Genomic DNA, 17,377 nt, shown 5'->3' on the forward strand with positions numbered 1-17,377 from the left:
GCGGCCCGGCAGCTTAGCGGGGCTGCCCCCTGGCGGTGCTGGTCTTAGTGGCCCAGGATCCAGGAACCATCGGCATCCGGTTCATTCCTGGGTCGCCGCAACCGGCGGAACAGAATGATGAAAGGCAGCAACAGCAATTGGACGACGCCGACTGCCACCAGGAGGGCAACGAACAGTGCGATGACGGGGAGATAGAGGAGAAATACGCCTGCGAGGGATCCAGTTCAAGCCTGAAGCGTTCGCGCGTTGACTAGAACCGGGAGGTGCCACGCAGCTTCCGGGGCCGGCCATCCGGATCGACAATGAACCGGTAGATTGGATCGGCCCAAAGGCGCTGGAAGTGCCCTACTGGACTTGGGGTGTGGTGCCGGACTTGTCCGGCTGGGCGGGTTGACCGGCGACCGGTGCGGTGCCACTGGTCCAGGGCTTCCGCGGTGCTGTGCCAGAGCTCGAGTTGGCCCTGGCCCGACTGGAGCCTGGGATCGTCGTAATCCAGGCCGAGATGTTCGGCCCAGAGCTGGAGCCGCAACTCCCTGGCGAGAGGTTGGGAGGGCTGGGCACCGCTGCCATCACCCGTCAGCCCGGAGGCCGCGGTGTCCATCACAGCGCATGTGAGCTCGCTGTCAGTGGTCCAGGACCGGCGGTTGAAGTTGTCTGATCCGCAGGTGAACCAGGTGTCGTCGATGATGCAGATTTTGGCGTGGACATAGATGGGCGTTCCCTCACTGTTTTCAAGGTTGAACACACCCACCCTGTCCGGCGCTGCCCGTCGAAGCACGCTGAGGGCGCGCAATTGCCCCAGCCGGCGGGGAGGCCCGCCCACGGGCCCGTCGGAGTCCGGGTACCTGGGCACCACAATGATCACGTGCAGGGCAGGGTTGTTCTCGAGCGCGGCTGCAATTCCGCTTGCCACCTCCATGGACCACAGATATTGGTCCTCGATGTAGATGAGCGACCGGGCCTGGGCGAAAGCCTTGGCATATGCACGGGCGATGCTCCGCTCGCCCTGCGGTGCGAACGGGAAGGGCGGATGCTTCATTCCGTAAGTGCGCAGCAGTTGCACGGCGTGCGGGCCGGCCGGCGGCGGTGGGGGAGCGGCCTCCGGGAGAGGATTGGGGTGCCGTGGCATCCGGGCCAGCCGCTGCAACAGCATCCGGTAAGGCGTGTGCCGGTCCAGCGGGTGGGGGTCGTTCCACCGTTCCGCGAACACGGCCAGCACGTCAGCCACTACGGGACCACGGAGTTCAAGGGCCGCATCATGCCACGGTGGTGTCTGCCCGTAGTGCGGATCCATCGTCACCGCCTGGGGGTCACCCGAATGCCGGGAATCGTCCCTGCGGCTGTGTGACAGGTCGATTCCCCCCACGAAGGCGACGTCGCGGGAGGGATCGTCGCGGCGGCGGATCACCACCAGTTTTTGGTGATGGGAGCCGAAGAGACGCACGCGCTGATCCAGCAATGCCTCACCGCCGGCATCGTTGATCTTGCGGCTGAGGAGTTCGTTGGAGCGCCCGCTGATCGGGGCCGAGACGCGTTCGCCATGGGATCTCCAGACAAGGCCACGCACTTCCACCCCGGACCTGGCCAGGCCGGCAAGCAAACCGCCGATGGTGGGGCCCCCATCCTCGAGCTTCTCGTCGGCGTCGCCCCGCCAGTCCGTGAACCAGACCCGGTCTCCTGCCTTCAGGTCCCGGAGCTCCGCATGCAACCGGGAGAAGTACGTTGCACCATGAACCAGGGGACGCACCAGGTTTCCCTCTGACCAGGACGCTGTCCCTGCATCCCGAGACTGGATGGCGGACGCAGGATTTCCCCGCTCAGCGTGGTTGAGGAACCATTTGCCTGCCGTGCTGTCCACCCGGTGCTCCTTTCGGGCCCGGAAGTCCGGGCCGCTGGATTTCCAAACTAGCCTATGAAGATGGCGGTCCGGCCGCCCCGGGTGCGCAACACCACCGGTTACTGGGAAGAACGGAGCGAAAGCATGTCATTGAAGGAAAAGTTGAAGGGCGACGTCGTCGTGCACATGAAAGCCGGCAATAAGGTCGCCCTGACCACGGTGCGCAACGTTCTGGGTGAAATCGAAACGCGCGAGAAGTCCGGCAGGACTCCGGTGGACCTTGATGATCTCCAGGTCACGGCATTGCTGCAGAAGGAGGCCGCCAAGCGGCGCGACACCGCAGCCACCTACTCGGCCGCAGGCCGCCAGGACCGGGCGCAGGCCGAAATTGCGGAAGCTGAGGTCATTGAGGCGTACCTGCCCACGGCCTTGACCCGCCCGGAAGCCGAGGAAATCGTCGATGGGGTCATTGCGGAATTGGGAACGGACGGCGCCGAGCTGACGATGCGCTCCATGGGTGCAGTCATGAAATTGGTGACACCGAGGATTGGCGGCCGCTTCGACGGCAAAGCCGTCAGCGAGATCGTGAAGTCGCGTCTCGCGTGAACCGGGTGGCCCGACCTGGTTCCGGGCTGCTGCGGACATATGGCGGATCTGCTGGTTGTTATTGGAACGGAAGAGCTTCTTCGAGGATCACTTCCGCAACAACATCGGGGCGGTTGAACAGCATGAAGTGGTCGGTGTCGATGTCCCGGACGTCCGCTACAGCGTCGCGTGCCCATGCCCTCTGCTCCTGCCCCGTCAGGTTGTCCCGGAGACCGAGGAGGACGGTCGTGGGAATTTCCGCCCATGCCTGAGCGGGGACAGGATCGCTGCGGGTCTTTTTGGTGACAAATCTGCGTGGGTGACCTCTCAGCAAGGCACGCACCTCGTCCGGGAGCCGTGATCCGGCTTCATCCTGGCTGAGCCACCAGTCGCCGTCCAAAGCGAACCGGCCGTACTCGTCCCGGAGCATATGGTCCATCGCATCCACCCAGCGCGCATCACGGACTTCGGGTTGCCCCTTCAAGGGAGGCGAGGAAACATATACGAGGTGGCTCGCGTTCGGCATGCCGTGGGCGCCAATTCCGACAACATCACAGCCATAGGACCAGCCGACAACGACGGTGGGCGCCGGGCTTGCCTCGATGGCCCTCCGGACCTCGTCAGCGTCCTCAAGCAGACCGGCTTCGGGCGAGCGGTGCGAGGGAAGGTCCGGTGCGAGCACCTGCAGGTTGGGCTGGTGCTTTTCAAGTTCACGCCGGACCCATGTCCAGTCTTCCGGCACACCCCACATGCCATGTACCAAGACCACGCCCTGCGGCAATAACCCCTGCCTGCCAGCCATGAAGGGACTGTAGGTCCGCCAAGGGGAGCGGTCAAGTGGTCCAGGCGGGAATGCATGGGAAGAGCGCGCCCCGTTCGCTGAGCGCGCCCTTCCCGCAAATACCCGTCAGTGCTTGAAGGCGTCCTTGACCTTTTCGCCGGCCTGCTTCAGGTCACCCTTGGCCTGGTCCGCCTGACCCTCGGCCCGCAGGTTCTCATCGCCGCTGGCTGCGCCGGCAGCTTCCTTGGCCTTGCCGCCCGCCTTCTCGGCAGCATTGTCAATCTTGTCGCCCAGTCCCATGGTGCTTCCTCCTCTGGTTCGGCAGCCGTTCGTTGTCGGCTTTATCTATAGTAAGCATGCTTAGGTTCCGGATAGCAAGTAGTCCGGCGACTTCGCAGCGCCCGCAACTCCGCAACTCCGCAACTCCGCAACTGCCATGCGGCTATCAATTAATCACCGCGGTTCAGCCCCTATTAGCCACCAGGCCACCTGCCGTTCAGTCCGCATCGTGAGACTCGGGCGGTGACTTCACCATGTAAAGCCCACGAGGCTGAAAGTGTCTTCCTGTCCCCTTCCCGCCGCGGATTCCTCGCCGCCGCGCTGGCCGGCGCTGCCGTGACCCTTGCCCCCGTGTCTTTTGCCGCTGCCGATACCGGCGCCAGCAGGACGCGGACAATCACCGGCCATCTGGATCCGGGAGCAGCCGACTTTGTATACCTGCCGGTTGAGATTCCTGCCGGCGTCAACAAGATCAGCGTGTCCTACAGCTACAGCAAGCCGACTGTCACTCCGGGGCTGCTGTCCAACGCCTGCGACATCGGCGTCTTCGACGAGAAGGGCACCGAGCTTGCCGGGAAGGGTTTCCGCGGCTGGTCCGGCGGTTTCCGCACCGAGTTCTTTATCAGTGCCGCCGAAGCCACCCCCGGCTACCTGCCCGGTCCGGTCGGGAAAGGCACCTGGAACATCGCCCTGGGCCCCTACCAAGTGTCTGAGCAGGGCATGGACTACACCGTCAATGTCACCCTCGAGTACGGACCCGACGGCACCCCGTTCCGCCCCCAGTACCCGCCCAAGCAGGTCACCGGCAAGAGCGCCGGCTGGTACCGCGGCGACGCACACCTGCACACCATCTACTCGGACGGCAAGCGCACCCCTGCCGAGGTGGCTGCCGGCGCTAGGGCAGCGAAACTCGACTTCATGATCAGCACCGACCACAACACCCCCGCCTCGCATGGCGTGTGGGGGCCGCTGGCCGGCGAGGACCTCCTCATCCTCACGGGCGAGGAGGTCACCACCCGCAACGGCCACTACCTCGCACTGGGTATAGAACCTGGCGACTGGATTGACTGGCGCTACCGGGCGCGTGACAAGGGCTTCGAGCAGGAGGCCCAGCACATCCACGCCTCCGGCGGCCTCGTCGTCCCCGCCCACCCCTACTGCCCGTACGTCGCGTGCCGCTGGAAGTTCGGCTACGACGATGCTGACGCCGTCGAAGTCTGGACCGGACCATGGACGGCTGACGATGAGTATGCCATCAACACCTGGGACTCCATGCTCGCCAATTCGGTGCGCACCGGCGGCCGCTGGGTCCCTGCCATGGGCAACAGTGACGCCCACAGCGAGCCCCAGGTCATCGGCCTGCCGCACAACGTCGTCAACGCCGCGGCACTCTCCCACGACGCAGTCCTGGACGGCATCCGCAACGGCCGCACCTGGATCGCCGAGTCCGCCAACATCTCCCTGGACTTCACCGTCGCCGCAGGCGGCCGGAAAGCAGGAGTCGGGGAGCGGCTCGACGTCAAAGCCGACACCCCGGTGACCGTCAGCATCAACGTCAGCGGCGTGCCCAACGGTGTCATCCGGATCATCACCGACGAAGGGCAAACCCAGCAAGCCACGCTCCCGGCGTCCGGCCACGGCACCCACACATGGATCACCACCGCCCAGCTCTCCGCCTACGTCCGGGCTGAGGTGCGCCACCCCATGGCCGACGGCACGGCCAGCAACGGCACCAACATGGGCACGACGCTGCTGCTCGGCCCCATGGCCGCACTCACCAACCCAATCTTCCTCGGAACCAAGTAGTCCGACCCGCTCAGTCCAGGTTGGCAGGTGGGTCCAGGCCTACCTGCCAGACTGCGTCATTGGCGCCTTCCATGCGGCGGCGCACCCTGGGACGGCGAATTTCCCGCCCAGGCCCAGGGCCTGGGCGGCCTGGGCCAGCAGCAGGGGTGCCACGGACTGAAGCCGTGCCACAACCTCGGCCAGGGCTACCACCTGGCCGTGCGCGAGGGTGAAGTCCCGCTTCCTGACGGAGTCCTGAAGCGCGAGGCAGCAGCTTTCCGTTTCCGCGGCCCCGTCATGGCGGCGGTAATGGTAAGGCTGATGAGCGCGTCCATGGCGGTTTCGTCGTCGTACGCGGCGACGGCGGACTGGATGCGCGCCAGCCGCTGGGGGAGCATTCCGAGAAAGTTGGAGAGGAACCGGACGGCGACGTGGGAGCTGTTCAGGTCCCGTCCCAGGTCATGGATCTTTTGAAGGTCAAGACCATTGATCATGCGCGCGGAATGCCGCTTTCCCCGGCTTTTAAGTCCGCGGGGCTCTTCCGCCAAATCCCCGCCAGCATGGTGACCACCAGGACCGCCGGAGCCCCGTACATAAGGACGTTCAGGACAATGGGTTCGCGGATGGCCCGGATGGCCTGTCCGACGTACGGAACGGTGGCCACCTGCCGGTCGACGGTCGGGGTGCTGATGGTTGCCAGCCACGGGTCGACCCCGTTGTTGGCATCTCCCTTGGTCTGCACGACGATGGAGCCGTCGGCGTTGGGGGTCAGCTCGGTGACCCGGTGGGTCTCGACCCGCTGGTCCTCAACGGGGATGTGGTAGGTGATGATGTCGCCGACCTTGATTTCACTGATGGGCACGGGCAGCGTCACGACGACGTCGCCCGGGTTGATCAGGGGAGCCATGGACCCGGTGAGCATGGTCAGCGTGTGGTAACCGAAGATGCGTGGGCCAATGGCGATCAGCAGGATGGCTGCCAGTGCGCATGCGAACAGGGTCGTGGTGGCGGTTGCCAGCACCCGCCGCAGGATACGGGCCGGCCGCCCGGAACCGGACGCTGCGCTGTCGTTCTGGACGCCGTCGACCGTGCCGTGGGGGTTACGGGCGATGGGAAGTGCAGTCATGGCAGCTTTCTCGTCTCTGGTGGTTGGTTCCGGACAGCCGGAGTGGTTACCTGACCGTCTCGGTGCGCTGGGTGGCGGCAAAGTTGAAGCTGATGGTGCTGGTAGCACCCTGGAAGGAGTCCGGTGCGGCCTTGGGCAGGGTGGTGGAGACCTTCAGGTTGTCGGTCTTGCCGTTGGTCAGGGACGTGAGGTTGGCCAGGACCCGGTTGGCACCGATGATCGGCGTTGAAGCCAGGACGGTGGTCTTACTGCCGGAGCAGGTGTACGGGGCGGCGGTGCCGCTCCAGGCGACGCTGCAGTTTTCGATGAGCAGCTGGAGGCCGTTGGAGGTGTCAGTGGTCAGGGCCGAGACCGGCGTGGCGGTGTCTGCTGTGGTGAGGGAGACGGTGCCCAGGTCGGAGTTGCCCGTGTTGTTCAGGGTGACGAGCTTTTCGACGGTGTCGCCAGGCAGGAGGCCGGTGACCGGAACGGTGAGGGTGTCTGCGGGAGTCGTGCCCAGAGCTATCTTGATGGTGCCGGCGGTGACTGCCTGGCTGGCGGTGGTGCTCGAGGAGAAGGAGCCAAAGGTGCCCATGCCGGCCACGGCGGCAGCTGTGCCGACGAGGGCTACGGAGGCGAGGATCTTGCCGGTGGTGGTCTTCATGATGCCCATTGCTTTGGTCCATTTCTGTGAAGGGCCCACCCCAGTGGGCCGGCCGTCGGAAGCCAGGCACACACTGCTTGACCTGACCTTGGATCACCATTCCCGGCGAACATCAAGACGGGTCCACACATCAGCTCAAGATTCTCTCAAGAATGATCATCACCGCAGGTCAAGAGCGATTTTGAGGGTCATGTCACACTCTGGAGGGCCCGGATTGATGCCATCCAGAGGCGACCTTGAGCAGTTCTTGAGGCACATCCGGAAAGGTGGGGGAGGGTGCAGGTCCATGGCACCGGGAAAGCACAGGGAAGGGCATCGTGGGAGGCCGCAGGAATCGGGCAAGGGGAGCCGGCACATTGCTGGCGCTTCTGTTGTCCCTCCTTCTCGTTGGCGTCCCCGCAGCCCACGCGGCCTTCACAGCTTCCACGTCGTCCGGCTTCACCGCAGGGGCGCTGAGGCTCGCGACCCCGTCATCGTCCACCACCGCTTCCTGCAGCCAGATTGGCAGCAGCGGAAAGTACCGCCTAAGCATTACCGTGAACAGCGTCGGAACCGTCCCGCGGGCAACCGCCTACGTCCTCGTGGTCACCGACCCCACCGGCGTCATCTACACCATCAATCCTGCAACTAACGGGTACTCCAGCCAGACGGCGGGCGCGGGGACCTGGACCTACTTCGTTCAGGCGCAGTACCAGGTGTCCGGGACCACCAACGTGTGGAAGAGCAGGACTGCATCTCCGGCTTCCGTCACCTGCTGACGCAACGCGACCTGGAGCTTCGTTCCGGCCCGCACCCATCACCGGAAAACACAAGAAAGCCCCGGAAAAACAACGTTTTCCGGGGCTTTCCAATCGTGCGCGGAGGGGGACTTGAACCCCCACCCCCTTTCGAGGACTAGCACCTCAAGCTAGCGCGTCTGCCATTCCGCCACCCGCGCAGGTGGTATTTCGGAAAGCCGTCCCGCCTTTCAGCGTTTCGCGCCTCTCCGAAGCAGCGAGAAAAACTCTAACACGACTTTTCGTAGAACAACGAATCGGGGCAAGTAGGTAGGCTGAGGGCAGCGGCTACGCCCGCGCCAGCCAGTCATTCCCTACCAAGGAGCCTTCAATGCCTGACGTCCTGCCCGAGGATGAAGTTGTCCGGATCTGCCAGGAACTCATCCGGATCGACACCTCCAACTACGGTGACGGTTCAGGGCCGGGGGAGCGTGCGGCAGCGGAGTACGCCGCGGGCCTGATCGAAGAGGTGGGCATGACGGCGGAGATCTTCGAGTCCGCGCCCGGCCGGGCCAACGTGGTGACCAGGATGGCGGGCGAAGACCCTTCAGCCAGCGCCCTGGTGGTGCACGGCCACCTGGACGTCGTTCCCGCGCTGCGTGACCAGTGGTCGGTGGACCCGTTTGGTGCAGAACTGAAGGACGGCCTTATCTGGGGCCGCGGCGCCGTCGATATGAAGGACATGGACGCCATGATCCTTTCCGTCCTGCGGAGCTTCGCCAGGGAAGGCAGGAAGCCCAAGCGCGACATCATCTTCGCGTTTTTTGCTGATGAGGAAGCCGGCGGCGTGTACGGCGCCCGCTACGCCGTGGATAACCGTCCGGAACTGTTCGAGGGGGCCACGGAGGCCATTTCCGAGGTGGGCGGCTTCTCGGCCACCATCGGCGGCCAGCGGACCTACCTGCTGCAAACGGCGGAAAAGGGCATTTCGTGGCTCCGCCTGGTGGCGCATGGAAGGGCCGGCCACGGCTCCCAGATCAACACCGACAACGCCGTCACCCGGCTTGCCGCCGCAGTCACGCGCATCGGTGAATACAAGTGGCCCATCGAGCTCACTCCCACCACGCGACAATTCCTTGACGGCGTGACTGAACTCACCGGCGTGGAGTTCGACGCCGACAACCCGGACCTCCTGCTCAACCAGCTTGGCACCGTAGCCAGGTTCGTGGGCGCCACCCTGCAGAACACCACCAACCCGACGCTTCTCAAGGGCGGCTACAAGCACAACGTCATCCCGGAATCCGCTGAAGCCCTGGTGGACTGCCGCACGCTGCCGGGCCAGGAACAGCAGGTCCTCGAGATGGTCCGTGAACTGGCCGGCAGCGGCGTGGATGTCAGCTACGTCCACAACGACGTCTCGCTCGAGGTGCCCTTCGCCGGCAACCTGGTCGACTCGATGATCGATGCCCTCCACAAGGAGGACCCGGGGGCCAAGGTGCTGCCGTACACGCTCTCCGGCGGTACGGACAACAAGTCGCTGAGCAGGCTCGGCATCACCGGCTACGGCTTCGCACCCCTCATGCTGCCTGACGAACTGGACTTCACCGGCATGTTCCACGGGGTGGATGAGCGCGTCCCTGCAGACTCCCTTAAGTTCGGCGCCCGGGTGCTGAACACCCTGCTCACCAACTACTGAGAGGACCGGGCCATGACTCCTGGGGATCTGCTGCCCGACGAACTCCTGGAGCGTGTCCGTGGCCGCGCTGCCGGATATGACCGGGACAACGCCTTCTTCCACGAGGACCTGCAGGAGTTGGCCACGGCGGGGTACCTGAAGCTTTTTGTTCCAGCGTCCGACGGCGGCGCGGGGCTGGGGCTTGAAGCGGCGGCCCAGTGCCAGCGCAGGCTTGCAACGGCTGCCCCTGCCACCGCGCTGGCCGTCAATATGCACCTGGTGTGGACCGGCGTCGCGCACGTCCTCGCTGTCCGGGGTGACAGCTCCCTTGACTTCGTCCTCAAGGAAGCCGCCCGGGGCGAGGTGTTCGCGTTCGGCAATTCAGAAGCAGGCAACGACTCGGTCCTCTTCGATTCCCGGACCACCGCCACTCCGGACAGGGATGGTGGCTACTCGTTCACCGGAACCAAGATCTTCACCAGCCTCTCGCCGGCGTGGACCCGCCTTGGCATCTTCGGCAAGGACCCGGACGCCAGGGACGGAGCCGGGGAACTGGTCCACGGATTCATCACCCGGGAAACGCCCGGCTACAGAATCCTGGACGACTGGGACACCCTGGGCATGCGCGCCAGCCAGTCCGCCACCACTGTCCTCGACGGTGTCACCGTTCCAGCGGACAGGATCTTCCGGAAACTACCGGCGGGCCCCAACGCTGACCCGCTGATCTTCGCGATCTTCGCCTGCTTTGAAAGCCTCCTCGCTGCTGTTTACACCGGCCTGGGCGAGCGGGCGCTGGCCCTGGGCGTGGAGACGGTAAAACGGCGCACGTCATTCAAGAACGGCGGGCGAAGCTACGCGCAGGACCCGGACATTCGCTGGAAAGTGGCAGAAGCCGCCATGGCCATGGACAACCTGTACCCCCAGCTCGCCGCGGTGACCGCCGACGTCGACGCTCTGGCAGACCACGGCTCCCAATGGTTCCCCAAACTGGTGGGCCTCAAAGTCAACGCCACCGAAACCGCACGCCGCGTGGTGGACCTGGCCATTCGCGTCAGCGGGGGATCAAGCTACTTCAGGGGCTCGGAACTGGAGCGCCTTTACCGGGACGTACTGGCCGGGATGTTCCACCCGTCAGACGACGAATCAGCCCACAACACCGTGGCCAACGCCTGGCTGGGGCCGCTGGAAGACTAGACGGTCCGCTGGACCTGCATCACCCGGCGGCGCAGCCAAAAGCGCCTGCCGCCGCCCACGTAGAGCTTGCTGCGTTCCAGTTCCCACTTGCCGTATTCGGAGTGTTCAACCAGCCGGCGCCGCGCCTCCGGCAGGGAGTCATCAGGGCTGACAGTCAATACGAGGTACTCGTACTGCCGCAAATAGTCCCGTTCCCGCTGGACCGAGCTGGTGAGAAATTGTTCCTTCATTTGCTCTCCATTTTCGTCCTTTTCCGGCTAACGTGAAGTCATGAGCATCGATCCGCGTGTCGCGCTTTCGTCCCTGACCACCGCTTTGGAAGAACACCTTATAGCAGCATCGAACCGCCGCGGGGACGGTGACCCCTCCGTCGAGGCAGCTTTTTTCGCCGTAGCCGATGCCTTTGAGGTTTACGAGGACGCGCTCTACGAGGCCTACAACGAAGTCACCCCTTTGCAGGTCTTCGATGACGAGGACGAAGAGGACGAGGAAGCAGACGTGGACGACGACGAAGACTTGGAGATCGTCGAGGAATAGCAGCACCGCAGGAGCACGCCCTGTAATCACGCCCGGCAGGCCCTCAGATGGCGGAAACGTCCTCCAAAGCCCGTGCAATCTGTGGAGGCAGGGGAGAGAGCTGGGCGTCGAGGATTTCCTTGAGCTGTACAGGCGTGCGCGCTCCCACGATGGCAGTGGCAACGCCGTTCTGTGACAGCAACCAGGACAGCGCCACGTCGTGGGGTGTGCGGCCCAGCCCGTTTGCCGCCATGCAGACGGCGTCCACAATGCGCGAGGGTTTTTCTTCAAGGTAGGGCTCGACATATGCAGCTTCTGTAACCGATGCCCCGCGGGACCCGGCGGGAATGCTGCCCCGGTACTTGCCGGTGAGGACCCCGCGGCCCAGGGGAGCCCATGCCATGAGCCCCAACCCGGCGTCCTCCACGGCCGGGATCAGTTCCGCCTCCGGCGCCCTGTTAAGGAACGAGTATTCGGCCTGGACGGCAACCAGGGGGACGCGGTTGACGGCGGCGGCCTTGGCGGCCTGCCAGCCTTTGAAGTTCGAGATACCGGCGTACCGCGCACGTCCGGTCCTGACAGCGAATTCCAGCGCGGACAAAGTTTCGTCGAGGGGAACGTTTCCGTCCCAGGCCTCGGCAAACCAGAGGTCGACATAGTCGGTGCCCAGTCTGGCCAGGCTGGCGTCAAGTCCTGTGAGCATCGCGTTGCGTGACGTGTCCACCGCACGGCGCCCGTCCGGCGTCGTCATCCCCGCCTTGGTGGAAATGGAAATCTCGGTGCGGGACACCACATCGCCAAGCAACGAGCCCAGGACGGCCTCCGAACCGCCGCCCGAGTAGGAAGCCGAGGTGTCCAGGTGCCGGCCGCCGGCGTCGAGGAAGGTGCGCAGCAGTTCCGATGCGTCCTGTTCGTCGGTTTCCCCGCCCCATGACCGGGTGCCCAGGGAGAGGGCTGATACTCGCAATCCACTGTTGCCGACGTAACGCTGCTGCATAGCAGCAAGCTTACGGGCAGATTCACGGGCGCCATGCCGTAGGGTCTTACCGTGAACTGGTTTGAAGCGGCCCTGCTGGGCCTTGTGCAGGGACTGACCGAATTTCTACCTATTTCATCAAGTGCCCACCTGCGGATCGTGGGGGAATTCCTCCCCAACGCAGAGGACCCGGGCGCCGCCTTCACGGCAATCACGCAGCTCGGCACGGAGACCGCAGTGCTGATCTTCTTCTGGCGCGATATTGTCCGGATAGTCAAGGCCTGGGCGGGCTCCCTTGCCGGCAGGGTGCCGCGGCAGGATCCTGACGCAAGGATGGGCTGGCTGGTCATCCTCGGCAGCGTTCCCATTGTCGTGCTGGGACTGCTTTTCCAGGACCAGATCGAGTCCGTGCTCCGCAGCATGTGGATCGTCGCGACCATGCTGATCGTCTTCGGCCTCATCCTCGCCGTCGCCGACGCGGTCGGCGCCCAGAAACGGGACCTTGCCCACCTGACCTACAAGCACGGCATCCTATACGGCCTCGCGCAGGCACTCGCCTTGATTCCCGGGGTCTCCCGGTCCGGTGGAACCATTACCGCTGGCCTGCTGATGGGCTACACACGTGAAGCTGCGGCCCGGTATTCCTTCCTGCTGGCCATCCCCGCGGTGTTCGGCAGCGGGCTGTACCAGTTGTACAAGGTGGTAACCAAGGAGGGCATCTCCGGGCCGTTCGGCCTTCCGGAGACAGCCCTTGCCACCGTGATCGCACTGGTCGTGGGCTACGTCATCATCGGCTGGTTCCTGAAGTTCGTCTCAACCCGCAGCTACCGCCTCTTCGTCTGGTACCGCATTTTCCTGGGCCTGGCACTGTACCTACTGCTCGGTTTCGGCGTCATCAGCGCCTAGGACTAGGCTTGGCTTGTGAAATCCTGGACTTCCCGCCCCGTTCCTGCCCTGCCCGGAAACATGCCCGCCATCCGGCTGTTCGACACTGCGGCAGGCCGCGAACTTCCGCTGGAACACGAGGCAAGACCCTCCATGTATGTCTGCGGGATCACTCCCTACGACGCCACCCACATGGGCCATGCGGCCAGCTACGTCGCATTTGACCTGCTGAACCGGGCCTGGCGTGATTCCGGCAGCGAGGTTTCCTACGTGCAGAACGTCACGGACGTGGACGATCCCCTGCTTGAACGTGCCACCGCCACCGGCGTTGATTGGCGCGACCTCGCCGCACAGCAGGTGGAACTCTTCCAGACCGACATGGAAGCCCTGAACGTTCTTGCGCCGGACCACTACGTCGGCGCTGTGGAGTCCATCGGCCTGATCGTGCCCGAGGTGGAACGGCTCGTCAGCATGGGGCTGGCGTACCAGGTGGCGGGTGCCAACGGCGAGCCCGACGGCGATGTCTATTACGACGTCGAAGCGGCCGGCAAGCACTCAGCGGCTCCTGACGCCTGGGTCCTGGGATGCATTTCCCACTTGAGCGAAAGCGCCATGCTTGAGCTCTTCGCTGAGCGTGGCGGGGATCCCGGCAGGGCCGGTAAGCGACAGGCGCTCGACCCCCTTCTCTGGCGCGTGGAACGGCCGGGGGAACCGAGCTGGCCCGGCGGCAGCTTGGGCGCCGGCAGGCCCGGCTGGCACATCGAATGCACCGTCATCGCACAAAAGTACCTGCCCTCACCCTTCACGGTGCAGGGCGGAGGATCGGACCTGATTTTCCCCCACCACGAGATGGGCGCCGGCCACGCGTATTCGCTCGCCGGGATTCCCCTGGCCCGGCACTACGCCCACGCCGGCATGGTGGGGCTCAACGGCGAGAAGATGAGCAAGTCAAAAGGCAACCTGGTGCTGGTCTCCAGACTGCGTGCGGCGGGTGAGGAGCCGGCTGCGATCCGGCTGGCCATCCTGTCACACCACTACCGCTCCGACTGGTCCTGGACTGATGAAGGCTTCACCGCCGCGAAAGCAGACCTGGCGGCGTGGCGCCAAGCCCTGGACCACGCTCCCGAGGGCTCAGGCCAGGCGCTGCTCGCCGAAATACGCAAAGCACTGGCAGCAGACCTGAACGCGCCGGCAGCGGTTGCTGCCGTGTCACGCTGGGCACGGTCAGCGAACGACGGCGGTGCTGCCGCCAACGATGCTGACCGCGCCCTGGTAAAGGACGCCGTGGACGCCCTCCTGGGCATCAGGCTTTAGACGCAGGCTCCCAGCGTTAAGAAAAAGAGGCCTGGCCGGGATTTCTCCCGGCCAGGCCTCTTCTGGTTTTAAAGGGGCTGACCGGCGCGCTAGGGCCGGTCCTGGCCGCGGCGCTTCAGGTACCGCTCAAACTCGCGGGCGATGGACTCGCCGCTGGCCTCTGGAAGGTCGGCTGTGTCCTTGGCTTCCTCCAGCTGCCGCACGTAGGCAGCAATCTCGGGGTCCTCGGTGGCGAGTTCGTCCACGCCGCGTTCCCAGGCGTCGGCTTCCTCTGCCAGCTCATGGGTATCCAACGGCACCTGCAGCAGTTCCTCAATGCGGTGCAGAAGGGCAAGCTGCGCCTTCGGCGAAGGAGCCTGCGCCACATAATGGGGGACGGCGGCCCACAGGGACACCGCGGGGATTCCCGCCAACAGGGCAACCTCGGACAGGACGCCCACAATCCCAACGGGGCCTTCGTACTGGGACGCCTCCAGGTTCATGCGCTCGCGCAGCGGGGCGTCATCGGAGGACGTGCTCACGGGGATCGGGCGGCTGTGCGGCACATCTGCCAGCAGTGCGCCTACCAGCACCACGTAGTCGACGTTGAGCGCCTCGGCATGGGCCAGCAGTTCGGCGGTGTAGGCGCGCCACTTGTAGGAGGGCTCCGTTCCCTGCACAAAAATGACGTCCACGTTCGAGTTGGGCGCAGTGGCCTTGTAGATCCGGGTGGAAGGCCACTTGATCTTGCGTTCGCCGGCCGCATTCCGGCGGACTGTGGGGCGCGTGAACTGAAAGTCGTAGTATTCGTCGGCATCGATTGATGCCACTTTCTTTCCACCCCACAGCTTGTTTAGGTAACGCAACGAATCGCTGGCGGCCTCTCCGGCGTCGTTCCATCCTTCGAAGGCGGCAAGCATCACCGTTATTCGCTGTCCTTCAGCCACTGGCTGCAGGAACCGTTCCCGCTCGGGTCCGGCACCCTGATCGGCGGTGTCTCCCTCGAAGCTATTCATTTCTTCACCCTACGTCCAAGGTGCGCGCTTGCGCATGGAATGAAGCGCCGCAAATCGCGGGAAACCGGAGCCAAGGGCTCCCGCCATGCCCGATATTCGCCAAGGGCGTAGCCCACAGCCTGCGCCCAGCCATCCCCCGTAGACTGGCGTCATGCGATCTCCTGCCCCCGGTTCACCGCTCAAAGCCGTCCTTTGGGACATGGACGGCACCATCGTGGATACGGAGCCCTACTGGATCGCCGCCGAGCACGCGCTGGTCGAATCCCATGGCGGAACGTGGAGCCACCGCCAGGCAATGCAGCTGGTGGGCCAGTCACTGACGTTTTCGGCCGGCCTGCTCCAGGAGGCCGGTGTCGAGCTGGAAATCCGCGAGATCATTGACACCCTTACCGCCCAGGTCATCAGCAGTGTGCGGCAGCGGGTGCCGTGGCGGCCGGGTGCCCGTGAGCTGCTTGAGGAACTGCACTTGTCCGGCATCCGCTGCGCGCTGGTCACCATGTCAGAGGGTCCCCTGGCGCGCGAAGTAGTGGCGAGCCTCCCGCGGCCATATTTTGAGGTGGTGGTGACCGGGGACACCGTAAGCCAGGGCAAACCCCACCCGGAGGCCTACCTCACCGCCGTCGAACTGCTGCAGGAAGACGATCCCGGACTTGGCATCCACCACTGCATCGCCCTCGAGGACTCCGTGCCCGGTGTCGCTGCGGCAGTGGCATCCGGGGTCACCACCGTCGCCGTGCCGCACATCGTGCCGCTGCCGGACAACGGGGACTACGCGCTCTGGGAAACTCTCGCAGGGCGCGGCATTGCAGAGCTTGAAGCCCTGTTGCCCAGCACGGTTCCCTCCGGTCCGGCCTGCGCATCCCAGGGTGATGCACGTGGCTGACCCAGGGGCCGGAACGGGCACCCAACAGGGGAGCCCGGGCCGCCGCGAAGGAATCCCGCTGGGACGCATCGCCGGAGTGCCTGTAGTTCTCGCCTACTCGTGGTTTGTCATCGCGGCCTTCACGGTGATTGTCTATGGGCCGGTACTGGCCAGGAACAATCCCATGCTCGGAATGGCCGCCTATTTGGTCGCCCTTGCCTACGCCGTCCTGCTGCTGATCTCCGTTCTCGTGCACGAGCTGGCCCATGCGCTGACCGCGAAGATCTATGGCTGGCCCACGCAGAAGATCGTCCTCAACCTGTGGGGCGGCCACACCCAGTTCGAAAGCTTTACGTCCTCCCCGGGACGGTCCGTGCTCGTCGCCTTTGCCGGACCCGCAGCGAACTTCCTCCTTGCCGGCGGTGCGTGGCTGGTGCTCGGTACCGACAGCCTAGGCAGTGTCGCCGGGATCCTGACGAACATCTTTATGTGGGCCAACTTCCTTATCGGTGTCTTCAACGTCCTGCCTGGACTTCCGTTGGACGGTGGCCGCCTGGTGGAATCGATTGTCTGGAAGGCCACCGGCAGCCAGGCCAAGGGCACCGTGGCTGCCGGCTGGGGCGGCCGCATCATCGTTGTCGCGATCGCTTACTGGTTCCTCCTGCGTCCCTACCTCGCCGGTGACCGGCCGGACTTCAGCCTCATCATGATCACCGTCCTGGTGGGCGGTTTTCTCTGGATGGGTGCCTCGGCATCGATCCAGCAGGGAACGCTCCGCGGACGTCTCCCGTTGGTCAGCGCCGCCGCTTTGTCGACGCCGGCGGGCGGCGTTGCAGCCACCGGCACCGTCCGCGACGCCCTCCGGGTGCAGGCAGCAGGAACACCGTCGGTAGTAGTGTGCGGACCAGACGGCCGGCCCCGGGGGGTGGTGGATCCGGAGGCATTGGCCGCCGTACCCGCGGCAGCTGCCGATACGACCCCCATCACCGCCGTAGCCTTCCCCCTCGCTGCCGGAGCCTATGTACCCGAGTGGTCCAAGGGACAGGAACTGATCCAGTTCCTCTCGCAGCTGGAAGGACGCCATTACGCGGTGGTGGACCACAACGGCAGCGTCACCGGGCTGCTGACCCAGGATGCTGTCCTCGCCGCCATGACAGGAAAGCGCCAAGGCACCGATAGGCGCCGGCAGGGCCAGAACCGGTAGAGTT

The 17,377-nt window shown here is 64.9% G+C and carries 19 protein-coding genes and 1 tRNA gene; 10 read left to right on the top strand and 10 right to left on the bottom strand.

All coding sequences use genetic code 11. The annotated features are described in order from the left end of the window. Nucleotides 1-250 precede the first annotated feature (250 nt). A complete protein-coding gene (locus tag AB0313_RS00875; RefSeq protein ID WP_366303003.1) occupies nt 251-1,858 on the bottom strand; it encodes a phospholipase D-like domain-containing protein in 1,608 nt (535 codons plus the stop codon). 123 nt (nt 1,859-1,981) lie between these two features. On the opposite strand from AB0313_RS00875, the gene AB0313_RS00880 reads away from it, so the two are divergent. Continuing rightward, on the top strand, nt 1,982-2,443 hold the full coding sequence (locus AB0313_RS00880; protein ID WP_366303005.1) for a GatB/YqeY domain-containing protein: 462 nt from the start codon (nt 1,982-1,984) through the stop codon (nt 2,441-2,443). Nucleotides 2,444-2,501: 58 nt separating this feature from the next. On the opposite strand, the gene AB0313_RS00885 is transcribed toward AB0313_RS00880, so the two are convergent. Together AB0313_RS00885 and AB0313_RS00890 are read right to left on the bottom strand one after the other, a co-directional pair. Beyond that, complete coding sequence (locus AB0313_RS00885; protein ID WP_366303007.1) at nt 2,502-3,191, bottom strand: alpha/beta hydrolase; 690 nt, start codon at nt 3,189-3,191, stop codon at nt 2,502-2,504. A 138-nt stretch (nt 3,192-3,329) separates the two neighbouring features. Then, nucleotides 3,330-3,503, bottom strand: coding sequence for a CsbD family protein (locus AB0313_RS00890; RefSeq protein WP_141941346.1), 174 nt, complete (start codon nt 3,501-3,503; stop codon nt 3,330-3,332). 222 nt (nt 3,504-3,725) lie between these two features. Here AB0313_RS00890 and AB0313_RS00895 point away from each other — a divergent pair, with 222 nt between their 5' ends. Beyond that, on the top strand, nt 3,726-5,288 hold the full coding sequence (locus AB0313_RS00895) for a CehA/McbA family metallohydrolase (RefSeq protein ID WP_222116069.1): 1,563 nt from the start codon (nt 3,726-3,728) through the stop codon (nt 5,286-5,288). A gap of 185 nt (nt 5,289-5,473) precedes the next feature. Here the strand turns inward: AB0313_RS00895 and AB0313_RS00900 are convergent, their stop codons facing one another. From AB0313_RS00900 to AB0313_RS00910, 3 genes are read right to left on the bottom strand one after another with little or no spacing between them, the layout of a single operon-like run. Next, nucleotides 5,474-5,761: a hypothetical protein gene (locus tag AB0313_RS00900; RefSeq protein WP_366303010.1), complete on the bottom strand. Its 288-nt coding sequence runs from the start codon at nt 5,759-5,761 to the stop codon at nt 5,474-5,476. After that, the gene (locus AB0313_RS00905) at nt 5,758-6,393 is read right to left on the bottom strand and encodes a signal peptidase I (RefSeq protein ID WP_366303012.1); all 636 of its coding nucleotides are present in this window, start codon (nt 6,391-6,393) and stop codon (nt 5,758-5,760) included. Before AB0313_RS00905 ends, AB0313_RS00900 begins: the two co-directional genes overlap by 4 nt. 46 nt (nt 6,394-6,439) lie before the next feature. Then, nucleotides 6,440-7,036 (bottom strand): TasA family protein, encoded by a 597-nt coding sequence (locus AB0313_RS00910; RefSeq protein ID WP_366303014.1) that lies wholly within the window; start codon nt 7,034-7,036, stop codon nt 6,440-6,442. A gap of 371 nt (nt 7,037-7,407) precedes the next feature. Here AB0313_RS00910 and AB0313_RS00915 point away from each other — a divergent pair, with 371 nt between their 5' ends. After that, entirely contained in the window at nt 7,408-7,794 is a 387-nt protein-coding gene (locus AB0313_RS00915; RefSeq protein ID WP_141941354.1) for a hypothetical protein, read from the top strand. 96 nt (nt 7,795-7,890) lie between these two features. On the opposite strand, the gene AB0313_RS00920 is transcribed toward AB0313_RS00915, so the two are convergent. Further along, nucleotides 7,891-7,973, bottom strand: a tRNA-Leu gene (locus tag AB0313_RS00920). A 170-nt stretch (nt 7,974-8,143) separates the two neighbouring features. On the opposite strand from AB0313_RS00920, the gene AB0313_RS00925 reads away from it, so the two are divergent. Further along, nucleotides 8,144-9,448, top strand: coding sequence for a M20/M25/M40 family metallo-hydrolase (locus tag AB0313_RS00925; RefSeq protein ID WP_307305571.1), 1,305 nt, complete (start codon nt 8,144-8,146; stop codon nt 9,446-9,448). A gap of 12 nt (nt 9,449-9,460) precedes the next feature. Next, on the top strand, nt 9,461-10,621 hold the full coding sequence (locus tag AB0313_RS00930; protein WP_366303016.1) for an acyl-CoA dehydrogenase family protein: 1,161 nt from the start codon (nt 9,461-9,463) through the stop codon (nt 10,619-10,621). Here AB0313_RS00930 and AB0313_RS00935 read toward each other — a convergent pair. Then, nucleotides 10,618-10,851, bottom strand: a complete 234-nt coding sequence (locus AB0313_RS00935; protein WP_018771130.1) for a DUF5703 family protein — start codon at nt 10,849-10,851, stop codon at nt 10,618-10,620. The genes AB0313_RS00930 and AB0313_RS00935 overlap by 4 nt on opposite strands. Before the next feature lie 40 nt (nt 10,852-10,891). On the opposite strand from AB0313_RS00935, the gene AB0313_RS00940 reads away from it, so the two are divergent. Continuing rightward, a complete protein-coding gene (locus tag AB0313_RS00940) occupies nt 10,892-11,158 on the top strand; it encodes a hypothetical protein (RefSeq protein ID WP_141941360.1) in 267 nt (88 codons plus the stop codon). A gap of 43 nt (nt 11,159-11,201) precedes the next feature. Here the strand turns inward: AB0313_RS00940 and AB0313_RS00945 are convergent, their stop codons facing one another. Further along, nucleotides 11,202-12,134 carry an aldo/keto reductase gene (locus AB0313_RS00945; RefSeq protein WP_141941362.1) on the bottom strand — a complete coding sequence of 311 codons (933 nt, stop codon included), beginning with the start codon at nt 12,132-12,134 and terminating at the stop codon, nt 11,202-11,204. 51 nt (nt 12,135-12,185) lie between these two features. Between AB0313_RS00945 and AB0313_RS00950 the strand changes: the two genes are divergently transcribed. Both AB0313_RS00950 and mshC read left to right on the top strand, forming a co-directional pair. After that, nucleotides 12,186-13,019 carry an undecaprenyl-diphosphate phosphatase gene (locus AB0313_RS00950; RefSeq protein ID WP_141941364.1) on the top strand — a complete coding sequence of 278 codons (834 nt, stop codon included), beginning with the start codon at nt 12,186-12,188 and terminating at the stop codon, nt 13,017-13,019. A 15-nt stretch (nt 13,020-13,034) separates the two neighbouring features. After that, nucleotides 13,035-14,312, top strand: a complete 1,278-nt coding sequence (mshC, locus tag AB0313_RS00955) for a cysteine--1-D-myo-inosityl 2-amino-2-deoxy-alpha-D-glucopyranoside ligase (protein WP_366303019.1) — start codon at nt 13,035-13,037, stop codon at nt 14,310-14,312. Nucleotides 14,313-14,401: 89 nt separating this feature from the next. Here mshC and AB0313_RS00960 read toward each other — a convergent pair whose 3' ends face one another. Further along, nucleotides 14,402-15,307 (bottom strand): PAC2 family protein, encoded by a 906-nt coding sequence (locus tag AB0313_RS00960; RefSeq protein ID WP_141941367.1) that lies wholly within the window; start codon nt 15,305-15,307, stop codon nt 14,402-14,404. 151 nt (nt 15,308-15,458) lie between these two features. On the opposite strand from AB0313_RS00960, the gene AB0313_RS00965 reads away from it, so the two are divergent. Continuing rightward, nucleotides 15,459-16,190 carry an HAD family phosphatase gene (locus tag AB0313_RS00965; RefSeq protein WP_307305557.1) on the top strand — a complete coding sequence of 244 codons (732 nt, stop codon included), beginning with the start codon at nt 15,459-15,461 and terminating at the stop codon, nt 16,188-16,190. Then, nucleotides 16,177-17,373 (top strand): site-2 protease family protein, encoded by a 1,197-nt coding sequence (locus tag AB0313_RS00970; RefSeq protein WP_366303022.1) that lies wholly within the window; start codon nt 16,177-16,179, stop codon nt 17,371-17,373. The genes AB0313_RS00965 and AB0313_RS00970 overlap by 14 nt, the downstream gene beginning before the upstream one ends. Nucleotides 17,374-17,377 lie beyond the last annotated feature (4 nt).

This window comes from Pseudarthrobacter sp. NPDC080039 (genome assembly GCF_040702335.1).
In the GTDB taxonomy this organism is placed as follows: Bacteria; Actinomycetota; Actinomycetes; order Actinomycetales; family Micrococcaceae; genus Arthrobacter; species Arthrobacter enclensis_A.